Origin of the sequence: Marinimicrobium agarilyticum DSM 16975, assembly GCF_000423345.1 — a bacterium.
Lineage (GTDB): Bacteria > Pseudomonadota > Gammaproteobacteria > Pseudomonadales > Cellvibrionaceae > Marinimicrobium > Marinimicrobium agarilyticum.
This window is the reverse complement of the sequence record NZ_AUHU01000010.1, coordinates 77,833-101,713: the sequence shown is the minus strand read 5'-3', so window position 1 is coordinate 101,713 and position 23,881 is coordinate 77,833. Positions and strand designations below refer to the sequence as shown.

Genomic DNA, 23,881 nt, shown 5'->3' with positions numbered 1-23,881 from the left:
GTGCCCGGGCCCGATGTGTCAATCGATCTTTACCGTTGCCGTGCTTGGCTTTTCACCTTGTAATCTCTGGATGCTCCGTGGTGTTAAATCCATTAGAATGGGTTTAACCGAATCGATTTAAAGAAGGAGATGCGGTTTTGTCTGAAGAATCCGTTCCATTTTTAGAAAAAGCCGCAGAGTACGGGAAGCAAATAGACTATAACCGACCGGCCAGTGGCCAAATTTATGGTTTTATTCGCGACGCCATCGTCAGCATGCAGTTGCAGCCAGGCCAGCTTATCTCGGAAACCGCATTGGCAAACAAGTTTGGCGTCAGTCGCACGCCAGTGCGTGAAGCGCTGATTAAATTATCCAATCTGGGGTTCACCGAGGTTCGGCCGCAACGGGGTACTTATGTGTCTCGCTTCAGCTTGGACAAAATACTGGAAGCGCGGTTTATAAGAGAGGCACTGGAAGTTTCTGTGGTTAGTGCTTTGGCCGAAAAGCCCAGCGCCTCTCTGGTCCTCGAAGCTGAGGAGGTCGTTGCGAAGCAAAAAATGGCGGCCGAAGCAGACGATGCACTTCTATTTCAAGCACTTGACGACGAGTTTCATCAATTGTTGGTGGGTTCTACCGGCTACCTAAGGGTGGCAGCCATGATTGACCAAGAAAAAGCACATATGGACCGCGTTCGCAATTTGAGTTTGCATATGACCGGACAATATACAAGGGTGCTCACGCAGCATCGGGCCATTATTCAGGCGATTAAATCCGGCTCGGTTAGTGATGCTGTAGCGGCAATGAGTACCCATTTACGGGAAATCTATAAAGTGCTGGATACTTTGCCCTCAGATCACCCTGAATACTTCCAATAGCTCCTATGAAACACCGCTAAATTAGGATGAGTTGTCTAGGCCCTATCCATCCTCACTGCTCTTTCCAGAACGCCAGGGGTTTAACCGCTGGTCTGGTCTGTCTAGTAGGCGAACCGTTTTGGTCGGCTAAGAACGCTTCGGTTCAGAATTCAAACGAGAACCCTTTCTCTGTAAGCCGCTCGTAGGCCGCTGAGTCAAACCGGTACAGGTTGGCGGCCCGGTGCGGTACGCCCTTCTGCTTTTCGTTGCACGGCGCCAGCAGGTTCATCTTCATCATCTTTCGGCGGAAGTTGGGCTTGTCCAGCTTCACGTCCAGTATGGCCTCATACAGCTCCTGAAGCTGCAGCAGAGTGAACTTCTCGGGGAGGAGGTTGAAGCCGATAGGCTCGTGACAGACTTTGTGGCGCAGGAAGTGTAGGCCGTGATCCACGATTTCCGAGTGGTCGTAGATTAGTTCCGGTAGGTCCTGAGCGTCAAACCAGACGGCATCGGTGGTGTTGCGGCCAGCCACGACGGTGTAATCCTCGGCGCTGACCAGAGCGTAATAGGCGATGGTCACCACCCGCTCGTTGGGGAAGCGGTCCACCCGGCCGAAGGTTTTGAGCTGCTCCAGAAACAGGTCGCGCACCCCGGTCAGCTCCTCCAGCAGGCGGGAGGCGGCGTCGCGCAGGTTCTCATCCCGGTGGATAAAGCCCCCCGGCAACGCCCAGTGGCCTTTGCCGGGACCGACGTTATGTTTGACCAGAAGGATTTTCAGCTGGCCATGGTCCAGGCCGAAAATCACGTTGTCGATGGACAGTCCCGGCAGGACGTCTTCCGGCTGGTTCAGCGGCTCGACCCGGCTGTGTGGTCGCTTGGAGGGCGATTTATTAGAGGCCACGGCGCACATCCCAATGTTTGAGTTGAAAGTTTGGCGATCTTCCGAAAACAGCCCGTGATTCGCTCAGAACCTGACGCGCTAATGGAAGCGGCGATTATATCGATGCTGACCATAAAGGTCGAGCCTAGCCATAATTTGTATGACATTTTCTATGTGAAAGCCCGTTTTTGCCCCAGGGACAGCCGTCAGCAGGCGGCGTGAAAAATGTTGGGTAAGACGACAGTTTTTCGTCTAATTTACTATTTGACTATTAGTTGAACATGATGCACTATCAATATAGTGGTCTGAATGACTATTACAGGACAGGGGTCGCCGTAGTGGCACTTATGGTCCAGGCTGAACAGTAATGATAAAGCCGTAATGGGATTCAGGTGCTTTTATGACTCACGAGTCAGGTAATACCAATAATTAGGTGAGTGTTTACAGGCAGTTCCTGCATAACACGTGTGGAAAGCTGCCGGTCGATGCTGTGTTACATAATAACAACGGGGTAAAGCGCTATGGTTTATCGCGACAACGTTAAGAAAGGTGTCACTTTTAAAAAGTCGATGCTTGCCATGTGTGTTATGGCAATGGGATCCCCTTCCCTTGCGCAGGATGCGTCTGAACAACAACCGCTTCTGGAAGAAATCGTCGTCAGCGGCGTGCGTCAGAACCTGGAGAACGCCCAGGACATCAAGCGCAATGCAGACACCTTTGTGGATGCGATCTCCGCCGAGGACATCGGTTCGCTACCGGACCGCAGTGTGCTCGAAGCCATGCAGCGTATGCCCGGTGTCTCGATCGAGCGCTTCCAGGCACCTGAGGACCCGGATCACTTCGGGGTTGAGGGCAGCGGCGCTGTTATCCGTGGTATGAGTGCGACGCGGAGCGAATTCAACGGCCGCGACTCCTTTACCGCCAACTCCGGGCGGGGTCTGAACTTCCAGGACGTGCCCCCCGAGTTGATGGCCGGTGTAGACCTGTACAAAAACCAGACCGCCGACATGATTGAAGGTGGTATTGGCGGTACCGTGAGTCTGCGCACCCGCAAGCCCTTTGACCAAGACGGCCAGATGATCGCCTTCACCGGCGATGTCTCTTACGGCGATATGGCCGAAGAGAGCTCCCCGACCTTCTCCGCGCTGTACAGCAACCGCTGGCTGACCGAAGACATGGGCGAGTTTGGCTGGCTGCTCAACGCCTCCTACTCTGAGCTGATTGGGGAATCCAACGGTATTCAGAGTGACGCCTTTGTGAAATACAATGCCGATACTCTGGGCGCGCCCTCCAGCGTGGCTGATGCTGATAACCAGGTGTGGATGACCAACGGCTCCAACTTCTTTACCAAAGAAGATGAGCGGATCCGTAAGGGTTTCGCAACCTCCTTCCAGTGGGCAAGCCCCAACGAAGAGTGGGAAGCCACCGCAGAATTTATCCGCTCCGACGCCCGCTTGAGCTGGAAAGAAAATGCCGTCAAGTACCAGGGTGGCTACGGCGAAGAGAACGATGATGGTTCCGTCAGCGAAACCCGTCGGGCTCGTCCGTACCCCGGCACCGAGTTTGCTTTTGATGAAATGGGAATCTTTGAGTCTGGCTACATTACCGATGGTGGTGGCTGGCGCGGCGGTGAAGGTCGTGTGCCACGCGGCTGGTCCGGCGAAGGTGACGCTCCTGAAGATTACGTAACCCAGAACGATTACTTTGGTCAGAAGTACCAGGCAGATACCCGCTATAAGGATACTCGCACCATCGTTGATGACCTGAGCTTCAACGTGAAGTGGACCCCGAGTGACGCCTGGGAATTCGAGGGTGACTTCCAACTGGTGGAAGCGACCACCGAAGACGACGATCTGCAGGTCGCCAATGGCTTCTATGCCCTGCAGAACTTCGACATGTCGGGTGACGACACTCCGCGCCTGGCGGTGGTTGAGCCCTGGGACGGCCGTCGTGATGCCAACCCCGAGTACTATACCGAAGATTTCCCCGGCTTCTCCAATGACCCCAATGGTGACAGCAACTACTTCCAGGACCTGGACTCCTACTGGTGGCGTTCGGCGATGGACCACTACGAGCGCTCCGAGGGTGAGTCCAAAGCCGCCCGGTTCGATGTGACCCATTTCCTGGATAACTCGGATTTCTTCCGCTCCGTGAAGGCTGGTGTTCGCTTTGCGGATCGTAATCAGATCGTTCGCACCACGCCTTATAACTGGGGTAGCATCGGTGCGGAGTGGGCTCCCAATGGGGGTGAAGGCGCGCTTTGGCTGTCTGAAACCGAAGAGTTGCGCGATGCCTACGAGTACGTGGACTGGTCCGACTTCCATCGCGGTGATGTGGTTAACATTCCCGGTGACGGTTTCATCTTCCCGAAAGAAGAGTTTCTGAAGGAAGTGATTGCCGGTCGCACCGTGCCGCAGAACAACCCCGGAGCCGAAGGCGCCTGGGATCCGGCCAACCTGCGCCCGGAAGTAGATGGCAATAACACCTACTTCACCGACGCGGAGATCTACGATACCACCGAGACCAACAAGGCGGCCTACGTTCGTGTGGACTTCGGTTCCGATGCCACCGCCCTGCGCTTCTCGGGTAACGTCGGTCTGCGTTATGTCGAGCTGACTCGTGATGCCATCGGTTCTATTCAGTATCCGGACATGATCGGCCAGGCGTACCCGGAAGGGGCGCCCACCGACTTGGCCGACAGCGGTGCCATTCGCAAGTGGGCGGAAGAGGAAGTGGGTCCGTTTGATCCCGGCCTGTTCCCCAGCGAGCAGGACTGGCTGGATGAGGTGAACGACCTCATGTCCTACTCCCGCGATGCCAATAACTGGTTGTCCGAGACTGAACAGAACTTTGGCAACAACGTGGACGAGTATCAGGAAGACAGCGCGTCTTGGGACGGCGTTCTTCCCAGCTTCAACCTGAAGGTTGAGCTGACCGACGACCTGATTTCCCGTTTTGCGGTTGCCAAGGCCATCGCTCTACCGGATATGTCGGAGGTTCGTAACCAGGCGGTGCTCGGCGCTCGGCAGTTGGTGGTGACTCGTGAAACCGACACCAGCGAAACGGTTGAGCCCGGTCCGGTGGATGACGGTGTCAACATTCTGGATGTGAATGACGTGGTCTGGACCGGCAGCGGTGGCAACCCCGCGCTGCAGCCGATGGAGTCCATTCAGTACGACGCGTCTCTGGAGTGGTACTTCGCACCGGTCGGCTCCTTGACCGCCAGCATCTTCTATAAAGATCTGAGCAACTTCTTTATTGAGGGGGCGCTGCCAAGAACCTTCACTAACCCGTCAACCGGAGTGAGCCAGACCGTGGACTTCACTACCACCCGTAACGGTGAAGAAGGCACGATGCAGGGTATCGAAATTGCGTACCAGCAGTTCTACGATATGCTGCCCGAGCCCTGGGATGGTTTTGGTGTTCAGGCGAACTACACCTTTATTGATTCAGAAGGTGTACCGAACTTCTCCGGAAGCGGTATTGCCACCGAAGCGGAAGAGGAAACGGAAACTCCTCAGCCCGGTCTGGAAGTGGTTGACTTGAGCCTGCTCGAAGGCCTGCCGCTGCGCGGTCAGTCCGAGCACACGGCCAACCTGGTGTTGATGTACGAGAAGAACGACTGGGCAGCCCGTCTGGCCTACAACTGGCGCTCCAAGTATCTGGTGACCACTCGTGATGTGATCAGTGGCCAACCGATCTGGAACGACGATGCCGGCTTCCTGGACGGTTCTGTGTCCTACAACCTGACCGATGAGATCACTCTTGGGTTGCAGGCCACTAACTTGCTCAACACCGAGACGAAAACATTGATGACACTGGACGAAAATGGTCGCGAGACCGGTCGTTCCTGGTTCGTCAGTGACCGTCGCCTGGCCTTCACGGTGAAATACGTCTACTAAGACGGATTGATCTGAGGCCAAGAAAGGCGCAACCTCCGGGTTGCGCCTTTTTTTTGGAAAAGCAGAGACGCCCATGGTGACTTCACTCGAAAAGCAAGTCGTGATTGTTGGAGGCGGCACGGCCGGCTGGATGACGGCCGCCGCATTCGCCCGCCTGCTTCCCTCGGGCTGTTCGATTACGCTGGTGGAGTCCGAACAAATTGGCACGGTGGGCGTCGGCGAAGCCACCATTCCCCATATCCGCTACTTCAACCAGCTACTGGGTATTGACGAGCGGCAATTTATCGAGGCGACGCAGGCCACTTACAAGCTGGCCATCGAGTTTGTCGGCTGGGGCGAGGCCTCGAGCCGTTACATGCATCCCTTCAGCGCTTTTGGCCCGGATATGGGCGGCGTTGATTTTCATCATCACTGGCTGAGCGCCCGAGGGGCGCTGCCCAATCTCAGCCTGGATTCCTTCTCGCTGGCCGCCCAGCTTGCGCGCGCCGACCGTTTTGCGCCACCGCCTCCGGATTCTGACCTTGGCTACGGCTATGCCTTTCACCTGGACGCTTCGCGCTATGCGCTGTTTTTGCGCCGCTATGCCGAGGCGCGCCATGTGACCCGTCGGGAGGGCAAAGTCAGTCGCGTTGTTCAGGCCCCGGAGGACGGTCGCATTGAAGCGGTGGTGCTTGAGTCGGGAGTGCGAGTTGAGGGCGATCTGTTTATCGACTGCTCCGGTTTTCGCTCCCTGCTGCTGGGCCAGACGCTGGGCGTGCCTTTCGAGAGTTGGAAGCGATGGTTACCCTGTGACCGCGCGGTGGCCATGGCCAGTGAACCCCTCGACACCCCGCCGTCGTATACCCGCTCCACGGCGACCGCGACCGGCTGGCAGTGGCGCATCCCTCTGCAGCATCGCACGGGTAACGGTCAGGTCTATGCCAGCGATTTTCTCGGCGACGACGAAGCCTGCGAGCAACTGCGCCAGTCGCTCAACAGTCACCCCCTGTCAGAGCCGAACCTGATTCGCTTTGAGGCGGGGTGCCGGGCCCGCAGTTGGGAGAAAAATTGCGTTGCCATTGGGCTGTCCAGCGGCTTTCTGGAGCCGCTGGAATCCACCAGTATTTACTTGATACAAATGGCGATTATCAAGTGTGTGGAGTTTTTTCCCGCAGCGCGGGATCAGACGTTCAGTCGCGAGGCCTTTAACCGGTGGATGGGGTTGGAGTATCGACGGGTCCGGGATTTTTTGATTCTGCATTATCATCTGAACCGCCGCACTGACTCGGCGTTTTGGAACGGCTGTGCGTCAATGGACATCCCTGACGGACTGAAGCGGAAAATCGACCTCTTTCGGGAGTCCTCCACGGTGGAACATTACGAGCAGGGGTTGTTCGCTCAGCCGAGCTGGTTGGCAGTATACCTCGGACAAGGGTTGTCGCCAGAGGGGTGGGATTCCCGCGCGATGCCGGCGGCGCAGACGACCATGGTTCGTTCGCTTGAGGCCATGGCCGCTCGATTACGCGAGCTGGCGCGGGGTGCCCCCGAGCACCGCGAGGTCATTCTCCGCGGCGGCTTGAAGCGGGAGCCACCAGCGGCGATGAATCTATACGGAGAGCGCCATGGGCAGTGAACCGAGAGCGCTTCAGCGCCTTGTGGTGGTCGGCGACGGGCTTGTGGCCGCCGGCGCTGCCGTCACACTCGCGCGCCTGCTGAGGCCGCACGCCTGCCAGGTGATGTGGGTACGCCCCGAGACCGGGCGAGGCTCTCAGGAGGGCGGCGTCGAAGTGGCCGATCCCGCCCTGGGACGCTGGTTGGCCATGATGGGGTATCCCGAGAGCGAGTTGGTTCGGGCCTGCGAGGGGCTCTACAGTCTGGGCACAGAGTACCGGACGGGAGCGGGAACCTTCTTCCTGCCCTATGGTACCCACGGTATCCGGCCCTCGCCCGCGCCTTTCGAGCAGGAGTTTTTCAAGCGGTTTCAGGGCGCGGAGCAGCGTGCGTTCGCCAATCACTTCCTGGCGACTCAGGCGGCCCGAAGAGGGCGGTTTGACTTCCCGGTGGATGACCCGCGCTCGGCAAAATCGACCTTGCGCTACGGCTTACACCTGGACCGCGCGGCACTGGCTCGGTGTCTGGGCGAGTTCGCCCGCTCGCTGGGGGTCGAGTGTCTGCACTGCAAAACGTTTGAGGTTAATGGAGACCCTGACAGCGGCATCCGGCATTTGAGTGTTGATGAAGGCACCGAAGTCGCGGGTGACTTTTTTGTGGATGCCACCGGGGAGTCGGCCTTATTGCTGGGCGAGGCGCTCGGGGTTCCGTTCGAGCAGAGCGGGGTAGCCCCTTGGCGCTACCGCCTGACCTATCAGGAGGCCGCGGAGCACCCGTGGCAACCGCGCGCGCAGATGAGCCGTGAGCCCTGGGGGTGGCGGCGCCGTGCCGGTTTGCAGGGTCGCCGGGTGGTGGACTGCTGGGTGCGTGATGAGGCGGCGCTCGAGCAACTCCAACAGGAGCTGGGAGCCTGCGGCGAGGCGGCGACGGTGGAGGTGCTCGGAGCCGGTCGTCGTGCCAGTGGTTGGGCTCACAATTGCCTGGCGTTGGGTCACGCCGATGCCCTTCCGGGGGAGTTGGCTCTGTCGGAATGGTTCTGGGCCTCTCGCTGTCTGTTGCTGTGGCTGGAGTTGTTACCGGACGCTACCGGCCGGCCGGCACTGAGAGCGGAGTACAACCGACGCCGGCAAGGGCTCTATGAGATTCTGAACGAGGTGCACTGGATGCACGCGGCGAACGTCGAATGCGACGAGGCGTCACTGCCCGAGTCGTTGCAGTGGCGCCTGTCGGTGTTTCGTACTTTCGGCCGACTTTGGCGTCGGGACGACGAAGTACTCAGCGACGAAGCCTGGGTGGCGCTGGCGCTGGGTCTGGGGTGGCACCCCAAGGGTTACGACGTGACCCTGGCGGATATCGGGGTTGAGCGCTTGCAAGACAAACATGACACAATTTATCGGACGCTGGTGAAAGTGGCCGAGACGATGCCGACACTGACGTCGGTGTTAAAAGGCTCTGACAAAGGCTTGGGCAACGAGGTTAAATAGGTGTAATGACAGACAACCGAATTCGAAAAATTTTGATCGTCGGCGGCGGCACCGCCGGTTGGATGGCGGCCGCGGCGATGGCTCGGGTGCTGAAGAATCAGTATTGCGACATTCAACTGATCGAGTCTGATGCCATTGGCACTGTCGGTGTCGGTGAGGCGACCATCCCGCAGATCCAGCTGTTCAATCAGATGTTGGGGCTGGATGAGAACGAGTTCGTTCGCAAAACCCAGGGGACCTTCAAGCTGGGTATCCAGTTCGTGAACTGGGGGCATCTTGGTGAGAAGTATCTTCATGCTTTTGGCGGTGTCGGCAAGGATATGGAGGGCATTTCCTTTTATCATTATTGGTTGAAAATGCATCAGGCGGGCGAAGCGCCGGATATTGATCAATATACGCTCAACTGCCTGGCGGCCGAGCAGGGGCGTTTCATGCGGCCCGTGGATGCCGGCAATTCGCCGTTGTCGGACATCGCCTACGCCTTTCACTTCGATGCCGCCCTCTACGCCATGTTCCTGCGGGACTTCGCCATGGAGCGGGGGGTGCGTCGGCGCGAGGGGAAAATTGTCGATGTACAACTGAACCCGGACGATGGCTTTATCGAATCCGTTACTCTGGAAGACGGCGATACCGTCGATGCCGACCTGTTTATCGACTGCTCCGGTTTCCGGGGGCTGTTGATCGAGGGGGCGCTCAAAACCGGCTACGAAGACTGGACCCACTGGTTACCGTGCGACCGAGCCGTCGCCGTGCCGTGCACCAAAGTCGCGGACCCCACCCCCTATACCCGTTCCACCGCTCACAAGGCCGGTTGGCAGTGGCGTATCCCATTGCAGCATCGCACCGGCAACGGTCACGTCTATAGCAGCCAGTACATCAGCGAGGACGAGGCCACCCATGTTCTGCTGAATAATCTCGATGGAGAGCCCCTGGCGGACCCTAAACCCTTGCGATTTACCACCGGAAAGCGCAAACGCTTCTGGAACAAGAACTGTGTCGCCCTTGGGCTGGCGGGTGGTTTTATGGAACCGCTGGAGTCCACCAGTATCCACTTGGTCCAGTCCGGCATTGCGAAATTGATGAGCCTGTTCCCCAACCGCCACTTTGATCGGGAAGACATTGACGAATACAACCGCCAGGTCAATTTTGAGTACGACCGTATCCGGGACTTTCTGATCGCCCACTACTGCATTACGCGGCGGGATGATTCCGAGTTCTGGAACTACTGCCGCACCATGTCGATTCCCGACACGCTCCAGCAGAAAATCGACCAATATCAGAAAAACGGCCGCATCTTTCGCACCAACGAGGAACTGTTCAACGATCTGAGCTGGCTTGAAGTCATGCACGGCCAGGGCCTGCGCCCCCGCGCCTATCACCCGCTCGTGGATGCTCTGCCCAAAGAGGAGATCGCTCATCGCCTGAAGAACATCCGCCAGGTCATTCAGCGCTCAGTGGAGTATATGCCTTCGCACGCGGACTTTATCGCCCGTCACTGTCCAGCGGAGAAAGGCTAGAGCTCGTGTATCCGTAAGGCACGTGGGACCACTGCCACGCGTTTGGACTCATTGCGGTATTTGTTCTACGCTGAAAGCATGGCAGTAGGTCTCGTGGTTCTTGGTTTCTGTTGAACCATGTGTCAGCGTTTTGAGGGGCAGGTTCAGCATGACTAAAAACACCAAAATAGTCTCATCGGTGTTGGCCGCCGTCGGCGCGGTGATGGCACTTGCCCTTTTGTTGTCTTTCCCCTTTCAGGGAGCGGAAAGAGCCCAGTCCAAAGACCCCATGCGCATTGCCACCTATTACTGGCCCGGCATGTACTGGATAGATATCGCGCGCTATAAAGGCTGGTTCGAAGAGGCCGGCTTGGAGGTCACTTTTATTGATGCCAACCAAGACTATTATGGGGCCGTGGCCGGTGTGGTGGACGACCGCGTAGATACGCTGGCGGTCTGGCTTTTTGACGTGATGCAGATGAGTCAGGAGGGGGCGGAGGTGGTTATGGTGTTGGCCACAGACGAATCCCGGGGATCGGAGTCTCTAGTGGGGTCTTCCGCCATCAATACCGTCGAGCAGCTCAGGGGCAAGCGTATTGGCGTACCTGAAGAAACGGCCCTGGTCTATGCCCTCGACGTTATGCTGTCACGCTTCGGCATGGGCGTTGAGGACGTAACGTTGGTGGATATGGACGCGGAAGAATCCGCGGAGCGCCTTTCCGCCGGAGATGTGGACGCAGTGATGACCTGGGAGCCCTATGCCACCGCCGCCGCGAAGAATGGCAACCCTCTTTACGACACTGCGCAGACACCGGGTCTGATCAGCGCGGGCATGATCTTTCGCCGGGAATTTATCAAAGAAAGGCCGGAAGACATCAACCGCCTGCTTCAGGTTTGGTGGCGCGCCACGACCTTCATTCACTCCCACCCTGAGGCGGCCTTTGAAATTGTGGCGGAGGCTCAGAAAGTGTCGCCGGAGGAGGTCAAAGCTTTTGCCGAGCTCAATCAGATTCTGGGGCTGCGTGATAATGTGCAGGCCTTTACTTATGCCTCTGGCCTGGAGTCGCTATTCGGCTCTGCCCGAAAAATCCAGCGTTTTCTGACCGAACGATACGGGGAGGGCGCGCCGGTCCAGACGCCGGAAGATGTTCTGGAGGGGCGGTTTGTGCGGGAGCTGGCTCGCGAAGAGAATTCACCGTGAGACTGGGTTTTACTCATAAGTTGATCCTGATAACGGCTCTGGCCAGCGGGCTGGTGTGGCTCGTTTTTGGCGGCGTGTTTTATCAGGTCGCCAAACACAGCCTCGAAGACCAGCTTGCCAAGCAACAGGTTGCGAAGGCACGGGACCTGATGCAGGACGTCGATCGCAGCCTGTTTTCGGCCCGTCAGGGCATCCAGGTAGTGGCTCAGGAGCGCCCGCTGATTCAGTTCCTGTCGGCGGGTGGTACTGAGTCGACACCCCAGGCTTCAGAAATGTCAGATGATCTGGAAAGCATCAGCCTTCTCACGGGACCCTGGAAAATTGTCAGTGTTCTGAGCGATCAAGGTCGTCTGCTGGTTTCCAATATGCCTGAAAGAGCCGGGCGCCTGGTTCAGGAGCACCCCGAGTTCAATGCCGCTTTCCAGGCGGCCAAAAAGGGAGAGATTTACTCCTCTGAACTGAGGTTCGTGGGCGAGGGGGCAGCAGCGTCTCTTATATTCACCGCGCCCGTTTATTCCGGCGGCCTGGAAGAAAGTGATGTTATCGGCGTTGCGCTGGGCAAATATGCGTGGCCCGCCGTTAACCAACTGCTCGATGACGTGGATCGTGATGTGGGGGCGCAGCTGCTGCGCTCGGATGGCGTCGTTATTGCGGCCTCATCGCACTACCGTGACCGGGTCGGTTCAAAAGCCTCGGAATGGCCGATTTTGCAAAAAGCCGGCTTCAGCTCCCGTTCGGGCAGTATCGTGCTGGACAATCGGGATGAGCCCGAGGAAGTTTCGAGCATAATGGTAGCGGTCCACCAGAAGGGCCATCTGGGTTATGAGGGCCAAGACTGGACCCTGGTCTTGGAGGTGCCTTTTGAGTCAATGTTGGCGCCGGTTTATCGGCTTGCTTACCAGCTGGCGTTGCTGGCACTGGTGGGCGTGTTGGTTCTGTGCGGGGTGCTGTACGTCAGTGTCACTTACCTGATGCGCCCCCTGGTTGAAATGAGTGGCAAGGTGAGAGCCTTTGCTCAGGGAGACTTCTCGGCCAGGCTGGATCTGGGCTCCAGGCCCGACGATGAGATCTCCCGCGTGGGCGAGACCTTCAACACCATGGCGGAAGACATCAGTTTCTATATAGAGCAGGTTCAGGAAAACAGCGAGGAGGTACGTGCTTTCGCCTACATTGTGTCTCATGACCTGCGGGCCCCGCTCGTCAACCTGAAAGGCTTCGCCACCGAGCTCGGTTACTCCAACGATGAACTCAGGGCGCTTTTGGAGCCAACGCTGCAAACACTGCCACAGGCAACTCGGGATGAGGCGGCCGTTATATGGGAGCAGGACATTCCCGAAGCATTGCAATTCATGCACTCCTCCGTTGCCAGTATGGATCGTCAAATTCAGGCCATTTTAGCGCTGTCGCGGTTGGGTCGTCGGGAGCTGGTGTGGGAGTCAGTCGATAGCAAAGCGGTAGTCACTGAGCAGCTCGCCTCCCTCAAGCATCAACTGGAAGCCAAGGAGATTGAGGTGGACATCGGCGAACTGCCCGTCGTCACGGCAGATGTATTCGCGCTGGAGCAGGTTTTCCGCAATCTCCTGGACAACGCTGTTAAATACATGGACACGACCCCGGGGCATCTGGTCATTCGAAGCGAGGACAACAACCTCTACTGGACCTTCCATGTCAGTGATAACGGGCCGGGAATTGACCCCAGTAACCTTACCAAGGTATTTGAACTGTTCCGACGCGTCGGTAATACGGAAGTCGCTGGCGACGGTATGGGGCTGGCGTATGTCAAAACATTGGTGCGCCGTCACGGGGGGCGAATCTGGTGTGAATCCGTGGTCGGCGAGGGCAGCACCTTTAGCTTTACTCTGGCGAAGAACGCGAGCGAACGGGCGGCTCGCAGCCACGGCTGATGGCTACGAGTGACCAAAACACAGGAGAAGCTCTATGCACGATGTAACGATTGCCATTGTCGAGGACGATGATGGGCATGCTCATCTCATCAAGAAAAACCTCCGCCGGGGAAATATCAACAATACGGTGGAGCGGTTTTCTAATGGCCAGCTCTTTCTGGACTACCTGAAAACCGAGCAAGCCAAGGCGCGGCATCATCTGGTTCTGCTGGACCTGAATATGCCGGTACTGGATGGCTATGAGGTTCTTAACCGGATGAAGGCGGACGAACGTTTCAAACGCATCCCGGTGGTGGTTCTGACTACCACCGACGATCCCCGGGAAATCGAGCGTTGTTACGATGCCGGCTGCAACGTTTACATTACCAAGCCGGTGGAATACGAGAAGTTTTCGGCCGCGATCCGTGAGCTGGGGTTGCTACTGAATGTCATGGCGGTGCCCTGAGTATGACTATGATCTCTCGCCAGAAGAGTTTGGCCAGAGGCCAGTAAATGCATCATTGGAGTCATTTCCGAGATGAGTGATCGTAAAATCCGCATACTCTGCATGGAGGATGATGCTGGGCTTGCGCAACTGATGAAGAAGCGCTTGCACCGCAGTGGCTACGAAATGGAATGGGCCACGGATGGTGGAGCCGGGCTGGAGCGCTTGCAGCGGGATGCGTTCGATGTGGTCGCCATTGACTACGAAATGCCGGTAATGAACGGTCTTGCGGTACTGGAAAAAATACAGGCCACCGGGGATACGCCCCCTGCCATCATGATATCTGGCGCTGGAGATATGGATACGGCCATCAAGGCCATGAAAGCCGGAGCCGCCGATTATGTCGTGAAGACAGTGGATGGCAGCTACCTTGAGTTGTTGCCCCGCACGATTGAGAAAGTGCTTGAAAAGCAGCGGCTGCGGGAAGCGGCGGCAACCGCACAGCAAGAGTTGCAGGAGAAAACTGAACTCCTCTCCCTTACTCTCGCCAGTATTGCGGAAGGGTTAAGTGTATTTGACCGGGATCTTCGGCTAAAGGCCTGGAACCAGGTTTTGGTGGACCTGCTGGGGTGCCCAGAGGATCTTGCCGTGGTGGGCACGCCTTTGTCGTCATTCCCTTTACTGAACGCCCGATCTATGAGCCGAAGAGATGGGCCCGGCGTGGCTGAAAATATCCTGCTGGCTCGCGACGGCAAGGAGCAGAGTGGCGAATACGTCCTGGCCGACGGCAGGGCTCTGGAAGTTCGCTCCGGGCCGATGCCCAACGGTGGTGTGGTCAGCACGTATACCGATATTAGTGCAAGAAAGGCCGGAGAAGAGGAGCAGCGTGTGGCTGCCGCTGTGTTTCAGACATCGGCCGAGCCAATGCTGATCATGGACCCGCAGATTGGAATCCAGCGTTGCAACCCGGCGTTTGAAGCGTTGCTCGGGTACTCGATGGATGAACTGTACGGCAAGACACCGGCGCAGCTCGCCTCGGACCGTCATAACAACGCGTTTTTCGAAGAGCTCGCGTCGACATTGCGAAAAGAGGGTCGTTGGCGCGGAATCATCTGGAATCGCCAGAAGAATGATGCGCTATCGGCTCAGCAGGTCTCCCTGTCGGCAATCACCGATGACATGGGCCAAGTAGAGCATTTCGTGGCGGTGTATACCGACGTCACAGAGCAGATCGAGCGCGAGGAAGGGGCCCGCTACGAAGCGTACCATGACGCCCTGACGGGATTGCCCAACCGCAGCCTCCTGTTTGACCGGATCGGTCATGCCATTGAGGTAGCCAAACGGGACAAAAAGGGGTTTGCGATCCTGTTTCTGGATCTGGATGGATTCAAACCTATTAATGACAACTATGGTCATCGGGTTGGCGACCTGCTGCTGCAGGAGGTGGCAAAGAGATTGAGATACCGGTGCCGTGACAGTGATACGGTTGCTCGTTATGGCGGCGACGAGTTCGTCGTACTACTGCGAGATTCCGATAGCGCCCATGCGGTTGGCGGTGTCGCGCAGTCGTTGATTGATGATGGGGCCGAGTCCGTGACGATTGATGGAGTGGACCATAGCATCAATCTCAGTATCGGCAGCGCGCTTTACCCTCACCATGACACCACGCCTGAGGGACTTCTCAAGAAGGCCGATGAAGCCATGTACGATGCCAAGGCCGCGGGCAAGGGCTGCCATAGACTTTATCACGAACCGGATTAAGGTCGGCCGGTGCGCTCTTCGGTACTGAGTAGATCCGACATAAAAAAAGCCGAGCGAATGCTCGGCTTTTTTAAAGATGGTGCCCAGGAGAGGACTTGAACCTCCACGGCCTTGCGGCCACTAGCACCTGAAGCTAGCGTGTCTACCAATTTCACCACCTGGGCATATAGCGGTCAGCGTCTTTAGCTGAGCTGTGCTTTTCTCGGCTGTCGTGAGCTGAGGCCGCGCACTATAATGTCAGATTGGAACCTTGTCAACGGTTCGGTTGTCGGATTTTCAGAATATTTTGAGGGAATTCCGGGCCATCCATGGGTTTATTGGTTTAACTGGCCTATAATGTCCGCGAAAGATCAACTAACGGTCCCAAAAAGGGCCCTTCCAACGCCTACCTTTCTTATTCAGATGTCCTTCAAACTTCGCGGTAGGCGAACACGAAGCCCTCAAAAGGGGCTCACATTTTCCGTTACAGGACAGATACGTTTTGAGTAAAGAGAAACATCCCAAGCAGGACCCCCACGCCGAGCGCGAGGCGCAAAAATACGACAATCCGGTTCCGAGCCGAGAGTTCATTCTTGAACTGCTCGATAGCGCCCAGGGCCCTGTCACCCATCCCGAAGTCTGCGACATGCTGAACATTCAGGATGAAGACCAGGTAGAGGCCGTGCGCCGGCGACTGATCGCCATGGCGCGCGATGGCCAACTGGTCAGCAACCGGCGCGGCGCCTTCGCCCGCCTGGACAAAATCGACGTCATCCGCGGGCGCGTACAGGGGCACCGGGACGGTTACGGCTTCGTCATTCCCGCCAAGGGCGGCAATGACCTCTATCTGCACAACCGGCAGATGCGCCGGGTTTTCGATGGCGATGAGGTGCTGGTCCGGGTGACGGGCTCCTACCGCGGTAAGGACGAGGCGGCGATCGTTGAGATCCTGGCCCGCAACACCCAGCAAATCGCGGGTCGTTTTTTCCGGGAAGACGGCGTTCAGTTCGTCTCCCCCGAGAATGCCCGCATTACCCAGGATGTGATGATTCCTCCCGGCGCCGAGGGCAAGGCGGAACCCGGGCAGATCGTGGTGGTGGAAATTACCCAGCAGCCGGAGAAGAAGCGGCCGCCCACCGGTCGTGTCATTCAGGTGCTGGGCGACCATATGGCGCCGGGCATGGAGATTGAGCTGGCGATCCAGTCCCACGGCATCCCCAATATTTGGCCGGAATCCGTCACGGAGGAAGCCAAAACCCTGTCGGACAGCGTTCGGGAGGAAGACAAGCTCAATCGCATCGACTTGCGCGATCGGCCGTTTGTCACCATTGATGGTGCCGACGCCCGGGATTTCGATGATGCGGTGCTGTGTGAAAAACGTCGTGGCGGCGGTTGGCGCCTGTTTGTCGCTATTGCCGACGTGTCCCACTACGTGCCCTGCAACAGCGCGCTGGATACCGAGGCGCGCAAGCGTGGCAATTCGGTGTACTTTCCCGATTATGTGGTTCCCATGCTGCCTGAGGCCCTGTCCAACGGTCTCTGCTCGCTGAACCCGAGCGTCGACCGGCTGTGCATGGTGTGCGAAATGACCCTGAGCGCGGATGGCACCATCACCGGTTACAAGTTCTTTGAAGGGGTCATGCACTCCCACGCGCGTCTGACCTATAACCAGGTCTGGGAGATTCTCGAAGCCGAGGGGGATGATCAACACCCCTTGCGCAAGGAGTTTTCCGAGGTTCTGCCGCAGCTACACAACCTGCACAAGCTGTACAAGGTGCTGCGTCAGGCTCGGGATGAGCGCGGCGCGATCGATTTTGAAACCACCGAAACCCAGATTGTCTTCAATGAAGACCGGAAAATCGACCGAATCGTGCCGGTCAAGCGCAACGATGCCCACAAACTGATTGAAGAGTGCATGCTGTGCGCCAACGTGTGTACCGCGCGCTTTCTGGAAAAGCACAACCTCACCTGTCTGTACCGTGTGCACCAGGGGCCGACTGAAGAAAAGCTGGCCAACCTGCGCGAGTTCCTGGGCGAGCTCGGACTGGGATTGGGGGGTGGCTCGGAGCCGACCTCGGCGGATTTCCAGGCCCTGATGCAACAGATTCAGGACCGCTCGGACAGCCATCTGATCCAGATGGTCATGTTGCGTACCCTGAAGCAGGCGGTTTATCAGGTGGAGAACCAGGGTCACTTCGGCCTTGGCTTTGACGCCTACACCCATTTTACCTCCCCCATTCGCCGTTACCCGGACCTGCTGGTTCACCGGGCTATCCGCTCGGTCATTCGCAGCGAACGGCCCTCGAGCCACGTGGCCCGTGTGGAAGGCGCCAAGCCGCTGGCGGTGAAAGACATCTACCCCTACGAAACCGGCGATGTGGTCGCCCTGGGCGAGCACTGCTCCATGACCGAGCGGCGCGCCGACGACGCCACCCGGGATGTGGTCAGCTGGCTCAAATGCGAGTACTTGCAGGATCATGTCGGGGAAGTGTTCGATGGCGTGGTGGCCTCTGCCGTGGGCTTCGGTCTGTTTGTGGAGCTGAAGGATCTGTACGTCGAGGGCCTGGTACACATTACCGCGTTGCCACACGACTACTACCGCTTTGACCCCGCGCAGCACCGCCTGGTGGGTGATCGCACCCGCAAGGTGTTCGGTTTGGGGGATGAGTTGCGCGTTCGGGTTGTTCAGGTCGACCTGGACAGCCGAAAAATCGACTTTGAGCTGGAGTCCGTCACGGCCACCCGTCGCGGAAAGGGGAAGGCAAACGCCAAGCCACCGGCTGAGACTAAAGCTCAAGGCAAAGGCAAAGCCAAAACCCAAGGCAAAAACCAGGAGAATGCCCAGGGTACAAAAGGATCCGGCAAACCCGGTCAGGGCCGTAAAGGCCGAGGCAGAGGTCGAGGCCGTCGGGACCAACAGGAGGCACCGTCGAAACGTTATGATCAAACACAAGGCTCGAACACTTCGGAGTCGACGAAAGCTGGAGCAGTTCGATCGGAGAAAAAGGATGTGGCGCCTGCGGGCCGCTCTCTATTTGCGACGGCGGCAGCTGGTGTCAAAAAAGCGCTGGCTAAATTTAAAAAGAAGAGATAAAGGTTGGTTTGAAACCCCGGGAGCGGTCTGTGCCGCTCGCCAACAGGAACAGGATTGATGGGTGAGTAAAAAAGAGTGGCTATTTGGCCTGCACTCGGTGCAGGCCTTGTTGAAAAGCTCGCCACAGCGAGTGCTTGAATTGTACTGTTTGCAGGGTCGCGACGATCAGCGTCTGAGTAAGGTGCTGAAACTCGCCGAAGGGCAGGGGATTTCCGTTCAGACCATGGGGCGCGCAAAGCTTGACGCTATGGTTGAGGGAGAAAATCATCAGGGAATTGTAGCGGTTTGTCGCCCGGGTCCGGTGCAGGATGAAGCGTTTTTGCTTCGTCATATCGAAGCTCTGGACCACCCGCCATTACTGTTGGTACTGGATGGCATTACTGATCCCCACAACTTGGGGGCTTGCCTGCGCAGTGCCGAGGCTGCCGGGGTTGATGCGGTCATTGCCCCCAAGGACAAGTCCGCTGGCCTCAGCCCTGTGGCCCGCAAGGTGGCCTGCGGCGCGGCCGAGGTGCTGCCCTTCGTCACCGTGACCAACCTCGCCCGAACCCTGAAAAAGCTCCAGGAGCAGGGGGTTTGGCTGGTGGGCGCTGCGGGTGAGGCCGAGGCCTCCCTCTACCAAAGTGACCTGAAGGGGCCGCTGGCTCTGGTGATGGGGGCCGAAGGCGAAGGGCTCCGCCGGCTCACGCGGGAAACCTGTGACTACCTGATCAAAATCCCGATGGCGGGAACGGTGAGCAGCCTGAATGTGTCGGTGGCGACCGGCGTCTGTTTGTTTGAGGCGGTTCGGCAAAGAGGTTGAGCGACGCGAAGAGGGTTTTTCCCTTTGCAGAGAAGAATTTTCTTTTAAAAAAGTGGCTTTAATCGTCTTATGATTTTAATGACTATAAGGTGATTTTTGGCAGCCAGTTTGTGCTTTTTCGCGGCCTGAACGGGTATTTTTGTGGATGGAAACGACTTTTATACGCCTTTTCCGGCCCGCAACGCGCTGATTTACTTGCAGTTCCGGGTGGTGCCGATTATATTATAATACTAATCAGAGCATCGAACTCGAGCTGTCTGCCATGAGCGATAATAAACAAGGCAAGCGACCTCTGCGTTCCGCCCAGTGGTTTGGCGAGCGCGACAAAAACGGTTTCATGTACCGTAGTTGGATGAAGAACCAGGGCATCCCGGAGCACCATTTTCAGGGCAAGCCCGTTATTGGTATCTGCAATACCTGGTCCGAGCTGACCCCCTGTAACTCTCACTTTCGCGACCTTGCGGATCGCGTCCGCCGGGGCATCCTCGAAGCCGGAGGCGTGCCGGTTGAGTTTCCGGTGTTCTCCAATGGCGAGTCCAATCTGCGCCCGACGGCCATGCTGACCCGCAATCTGGCAGCCATGGACGTCGAGGAATCCATTCGCGGTAACCCCATTGACGGCGTCGTGCTGATGACCGGCTGTGACAAAACCACTCCGGCCCTGATGATGGGCGCCGCCAGCTGTGATCTGCCGGCCATTGTGGTAACCGGAGGCCCCATGCTTAACGGCAAGCACCGGGGGCGGGATGTTGGCTCGGGTACTCTGGTCTGGAATCTGCATGAAGACTACAAAGCCGGCCGAATTACCCTGGATGAGTTCATGGACGCCGAGGCCGGCATGTCTCGCTCCACCGGCACCTGCAACACTATGGGTACGGCTTCCACCATGGCCTGCGTGGCCGAAGCCATGGGCATGTCGTTGCCCGGTAGTGCGGCCATTCCGGCGGTGGATTCGCGCCGTTATGCCAACGCGTATGTTAGCGGCATGCGCATCGTGGAGATGGTGAAGGAGGGCCTCAAGCCGTCCGATATCATGACTCGCGCCTCCTTTATTAACGCCATTCGCACCATTGCCGCCGTGGGCGGCTCCACCAATGCCACCATTCACCTTAAGGCGCTTGCCCAACGGGTGGGGGTGCCGCTATCGCTGGATGACTGGCAGACCTACGGTCAACCGGTGCCGACCATCGTCGATTTGTTGCCCTCAGGGCGGTTTCTGATGGAAGAGTTTTACTACGCGGGCGGCCTGCCGCCGGTGTTGCGCCGACTCGGAGAGGCGGAGCTGCTGGAAAAGGGCGCCATGACGGTCACGGGCAAGACAATCTGGGAAAACAGCCGCAGCGCCGAATGCTTCGATGATGAAGTGATCCGTCCGCTGGACAACCCGCTCTGCGTCAGCGGTGGCATCTGCATTGTGCGCGGTAATCTGGCCCCCCGAGGGGCGGTGCTCAAGCCTTCGTCGGCCTCTCCGGGGTTGATGAAGCACCGGGGGCGGGCTGTAGTGTTCGATGATTTCGAGCATTATAAGGCGCGTATCATGGATCCGGAGCTTGATGTGGACCGCAACTCGGTCATGGTCTTGAAAAACTGTGGTCCAAAGGGTTATCCGGGCATGGCGGAAGTCGGCAATATGGGCTTGCCGCCCAAACTGCTGAAGCAGGGGGTCACTGATATGGTCCGTATTTCCGATGCCCGCATGAGCGGCACCGCCTTTGGTACCGTGGTGCTGCACGTCACCCCTGAGGCACGGGAACTGGGCCCGTTGGCGGCGGTCGAGGATGGCGACTGGATTGTACTCGATGCCGGTGCCGGTGAGATGCGGGTAGAATTGTCTGACGAGGAAATTGCCCAGCGCCTTGAGTGTATACGTCAGAAGCAGCCGATCGCCCGAGTGGGCGGCTACATGCAGCTGTACCTTGAGCATGTGCTACAGGCCGATGAGGGGTGTGATTTTGATTTTCTGGTGGGTTGTCGTGGTGCTGATGTTCCCGCTCATTCGCATTGAGGGGGCATTGATCGGCCCTTGAGTGGGCCTGGGTTTTTGGCACTCCAGGCCGCGAAACTCGTTGACAATTCGCCACTTTCGCATATTATAATACAATAAATGTCGGTAACGATGAGGCCCCTATGGGCCTCGATAATTAAGGTGAACGTATGACGTCTTACGCGCTGGGCCTGGACTATGGGTCTGACTCGGTTCGAGCACTGTTGGTTGATACCGCAAACGGCGATGAAGTCGCCACCACAGTGGTCCCGTACAAACGCTGGAACCAGGGTCTGTATTCCGATCCGGCCAAAGATCAGTTCCGCCAGCATCCGCTCGATTATCTTGAGGGCCTGGAGCAGGCCGTTACGGGGCTGTGGAAAGAGGCGCCCGAAGGCGCGGCCCGTCAGGTAGTGGGCATCAGTTTTGATACCACCGGTTCCACTCCAGTTCCGGTGGACAGTGAAGGCACGGCGCTGGCGTTGAAGCCCGAGTTTGCCGAAAACCCCAATGCCATGTTCGTGCTGTGGAAAGATCACACCGCGATCAAAGAAGCCCAGCAGATTACCGCCGCGGCCGAATCCGCCGACGTCAACTACTTGAAGTATGAGGGTGGTATTTATTCCTCTGAGTGGTTCTGGGCGAAGGCAATGCACGTCATGCGTGAAGACGCCTCTGTGCACAAAGCCGCTCACAGCTGGGTCGAGCATTGCGACTGGATGCCGGCCGTACTGACCGGTACCACCCACCCGAGCAAGTTCCGCGCTGGCCGCTGCGCCGCCGGCCACAAAGTCATGTGGCACGAAAGCTGGGGTGGTTACCCCCCCAACGATTTCTTCACCGGCCTGGATCCGGTACTGGATGGCCTGCGAGATCGCTTGCCCGCCGACACCTATACCTCCGCCGAAAGTGTGGGTCCCCTCAATGACGAGTGGGCCGATAAACTGGGCTTGCCCGCTGGCATCCCGGTGGGCTTTGGCGCCTTTGACTGTCATATGGGCGCAGTGGCTGCTAACGTCAAACCGGGCGTACTAACAAAAGTGATGGGTACATCCACTTGTGACATCACGGTCGCCAGCTATGAGGACATTGGTGATAAGTGCATTCGCGGTATCTGTGGCCAGGTCGACGGCTCGGTCATTCCGGGAATGGTCGGTCTGGAGGCGGGTCAGTCCGCCTTCGGTGACCTCTACGCGTGGTTCCGCAATCTGGTCAACTGGCCGGTGAAAAACCTGCTGGCCACCACCGACAAGCTGGATGAGGCGACCCGCAAGGCATTGGTGGAAGAGATTGAAGACAAAACGCTGGCCGCCCTGGGCGCGGAAGCTGATCGAGTGCCGCTGGGCGCCAATGGTATTACCGCCCTGGACTGGGTCAACGGCCGCCGCACGCCGGATGCCGACCAGACCCTGAGTATGGCCATCAGTGGTCTGAAAATGGGCAGCCAGGCACCGCAGATTTTCCGGTCGCTGGTGGAAGCGACGGCCTTCGGTGCTCGCGCCATTATTGAGCGCTTCAAAAGCGAAGGTGTCGATATCAGCTCCGTGGTGGTGATCGGCGGTATTTCCAAGAAATCGGACTTTGTCATGCAGGTCTGTGCCGACGTCTGGAACTGCCAGATCGACGTGCTGGAAAGTGAACAGAGCTGCGCCCTGGGTGCGGCAATTTTTGCCTCCACTATCGCCGGCGTGCACGGTTCCGTGGAAGAGGCGCAGAAAGTCATGGCTTCTCCGGTTTGTAAAACCTATACCCCGAATGCCGGCAATGCCAAGCAGTACGACGAGCTGTATCAGAAGTATCAGGCTCTGGGAGCCTTTGTAGAAGGAGATTGCGCATGAGTTACCGTGAGCTCAAAGAGCAGGTGTACGAAGCCAATATGCAACTGCATCACCGCAACCTGGTGGTGTACACCTGGGGCAATGTTTCCCAGATCGACCGCGAAAAGGGGGTTGTCGCCATCAAGCCCAGCGGTGTCGCCTATGAAGACCTGACGGTTGATGACATCGTCATCGTCGACCTGGACAACAATGTGGTGGAAGGGAAGATGCGTCCGTCCTCGGACACCAAGACCCACACCCACCTGTACCGTCACTTTGAAGACATCGGCGGTGTGACCCACACTCACTCCACCTATGCCACGGCCTGGGCCCAGGCTCAGGAGCCGATTCCCTGCCTGGGCACCACCCACGCAGACTATGCCTACGGGGATGTTCCCTGCACGGCCGTGATGAGTGACGCTCAGATCGAGAGAGATTACGAAGAAGAAACCGGCGTTCAGATTACCGACTGCTTTAAAGACAGAAACCCGGTGGAAACCCCGATGGTGATCATCGCCGGCCACGCCCCTTTTACCTGGGGGAAAAACGCGGCGCAATCGGTCTACCATGCGGTGGTTCTGGAAGAAATGGCGAAAATGGCCTACTTGACTCGCACCTTGAAGCCCAACGTGCAGCCGCTCAAGCAGGGCATCATGGACAAGCACTATCTGCGTAAGCACGGCAAGAACGCTTACTACGGGCAGAATTGATTTAACTTGATATATTTTTG

At 57.7% G+C, this 23,881-nt stretch carries 15 protein-coding genes and 1 tRNA gene; 14 read left to right on the top strand and 2 right to left on the bottom strand.

What is annotated here, in order from left to right:
• The first annotated feature begins 137 nt into the window (after nucleotides 1-137).
• Nucleotides 138-854, top strand: a complete 717-nt coding sequence (locus G547_RS0111750; protein ID WP_027330027.1) for a GntR family transcriptional regulator — start codon at nucleotides 138-140, stop codon at nucleotides 852-854.
• A 142-nt stretch (nucleotides 855-996) separates the two neighbouring features.
• Here G547_RS0111750 and G547_RS0111745 read toward each other — a convergent pair whose 3' ends face one another.
• The gene (locus tag G547_RS0111745; protein WP_425411499.1) at nucleotides 997-1,734 is read right to left on the bottom strand and encodes an NUDIX hydrolase; all 738 of its coding nucleotides are present in this window, start codon (nucleotides 1,732-1,734) and stop codon (nucleotides 997-999) included.
• Nucleotides 1,735-2,306: 572 nt separating this feature from the next.
• On the opposite strand from G547_RS0111745, the gene G547_RS0111735 reads away from it, so the two are divergent.
• From G547_RS0111735 to G547_RS22715, 8 genes are all read left to right on the top strand, one after another.
• Entirely contained in the window at nucleotides 2,307-5,615 is a 3,309-nt protein-coding gene (locus G547_RS0111735; RefSeq protein ID WP_342664691.1) for a TonB-dependent receptor, read from the top strand.
• A 73-nt stretch (nucleotides 5,616-5,688) separates the two neighbouring features.
• Nucleotides 5,689-7,227 carry a tryptophan halogenase family protein gene (locus tag G547_RS0111730; RefSeq protein WP_027330024.1) on the top strand — a complete coding sequence of 513 codons (1,539 nt, stop codon included), beginning with the start codon at nucleotides 5,689-5,691 and terminating at the stop codon, nucleotides 7,225-7,227.
• Entirely contained in the window at nucleotides 7,217-8,689 is a 1,473-nt protein-coding gene (locus G547_RS0111725; RefSeq protein WP_027330023.1) for a tryptophan 7-halogenase, read from the top strand. The genes G547_RS0111730 and G547_RS0111725 overlap by 11 nt, the downstream gene beginning before the upstream one ends.
• A 5-nt stretch (nucleotides 8,690-8,694) precedes the next feature.
• A complete protein-coding gene (locus G547_RS0111720; protein WP_027330022.1) occupies nucleotides 8,695-10,206 on the top strand; it encodes a tryptophan halogenase family protein in 1,512 nt (503 codons plus the stop codon).
• A gap of 148 nt (nucleotides 10,207-10,354) precedes the next feature.
• A complete protein-coding gene (locus tag G547_RS0111715) occupies nucleotides 10,355-11,386 on the top strand; it encodes an ABC transporter substrate-binding protein (protein ID WP_027330021.1) in 1,032 nt (343 codons plus the stop codon).
• Nucleotides 11,383-13,290, top strand: a complete 1,908-nt coding sequence (locus G547_RS22720) for a sensor histidine kinase (protein WP_051235321.1) — start codon at nucleotides 11,383-11,385, stop codon at nucleotides 13,288-13,290. Before G547_RS0111715 ends, G547_RS22720 begins: the two co-directional genes overlap by 4 nt.
• Before the next feature lie 34 nt (nucleotides 13,291-13,324).
• Nucleotides 13,325-13,735: a response regulator gene (locus G547_RS0111705; RefSeq protein WP_027330020.1), complete on the top strand. Its 411-nt coding sequence runs from the start codon at nucleotides 13,325-13,327 to the stop codon at nucleotides 13,733-13,735.
• A gap of 72 nt (nucleotides 13,736-13,807) precedes the next feature.
• Nucleotides 13,808-15,475: a diguanylate cyclase domain-containing protein gene (locus tag G547_RS22715; protein ID WP_051235319.1), complete on the top strand. Its 1,668-nt coding sequence runs from the start codon at nucleotides 13,808-13,810 to the stop codon at nucleotides 15,473-15,475.
• A 77-nt stretch (nucleotides 15,476-15,552) separates the two neighbouring features.
• Here G547_RS22715 and G547_RS0111695 read toward each other — a convergent pair.
• Nucleotides 15,553-15,639, bottom strand: a tRNA-Leu gene (locus G547_RS0111695).
• Between the two features lie 317 nt (nucleotides 15,640-15,956).
• Between G547_RS0111695 and rnr the strand changes: the two genes are divergently transcribed.
• From rnr to G547_RS0111670, 5 genes are all read left to right on the top strand, one after another.
• Entirely contained in the window at nucleotides 15,957-18,548 is a 2,592-nt protein-coding gene (gene rnr / locus G547_RS0111690) for a ribonuclease R (RefSeq protein ID WP_027330019.1), read from the top strand.
• 61 nt (nucleotides 18,549-18,609) lie between these two features.
• Nucleotides 18,610-19,350 carry a 23S rRNA (guanosine(2251)-2'-O)-methyltransferase RlmB gene (rlmB, locus tag G547_RS0111685; protein WP_027330018.1) on the top strand — a complete coding sequence of 247 codons (741 nt, stop codon included), beginning with the start codon at nucleotides 18,610-18,612 and terminating at the stop codon, nucleotides 19,348-19,350.
• Between the two features lie 262 nt (nucleotides 19,351-19,612).
• On the top strand, nucleotides 19,613-21,355 hold the full coding sequence (locus G547_RS0111680; protein ID WP_027330017.1) for an IlvD/Edd family dehydratase: 1,743 nt from the start codon (nucleotides 19,613-19,615) through the stop codon (nucleotides 21,353-21,355).
• 149 nt (nucleotides 21,356-21,504) lie between these two features.
• Nucleotides 21,505-23,172 carry a ribulokinase gene (locus G547_RS0111675; RefSeq protein ID WP_027330016.1) on the top strand — a complete coding sequence of 556 codons (1,668 nt, stop codon included), beginning with the start codon at nucleotides 21,505-21,507 and terminating at the stop codon, nucleotides 23,170-23,172.
• Nucleotides 23,169-23,861: an L-ribulose-5-phosphate 4-epimerase gene (locus G547_RS0111670; RefSeq protein ID WP_027330015.1), complete on the top strand. Its 693-nt coding sequence runs from the start codon at nucleotides 23,169-23,171 to the stop codon at nucleotides 23,859-23,861. The genes G547_RS0111675 and G547_RS0111670 overlap by 4 nt, the downstream gene beginning before the upstream one ends.
• The last annotated feature ends 20 nt before the right edge of the window (nucleotides 23,862-23,881 follow it).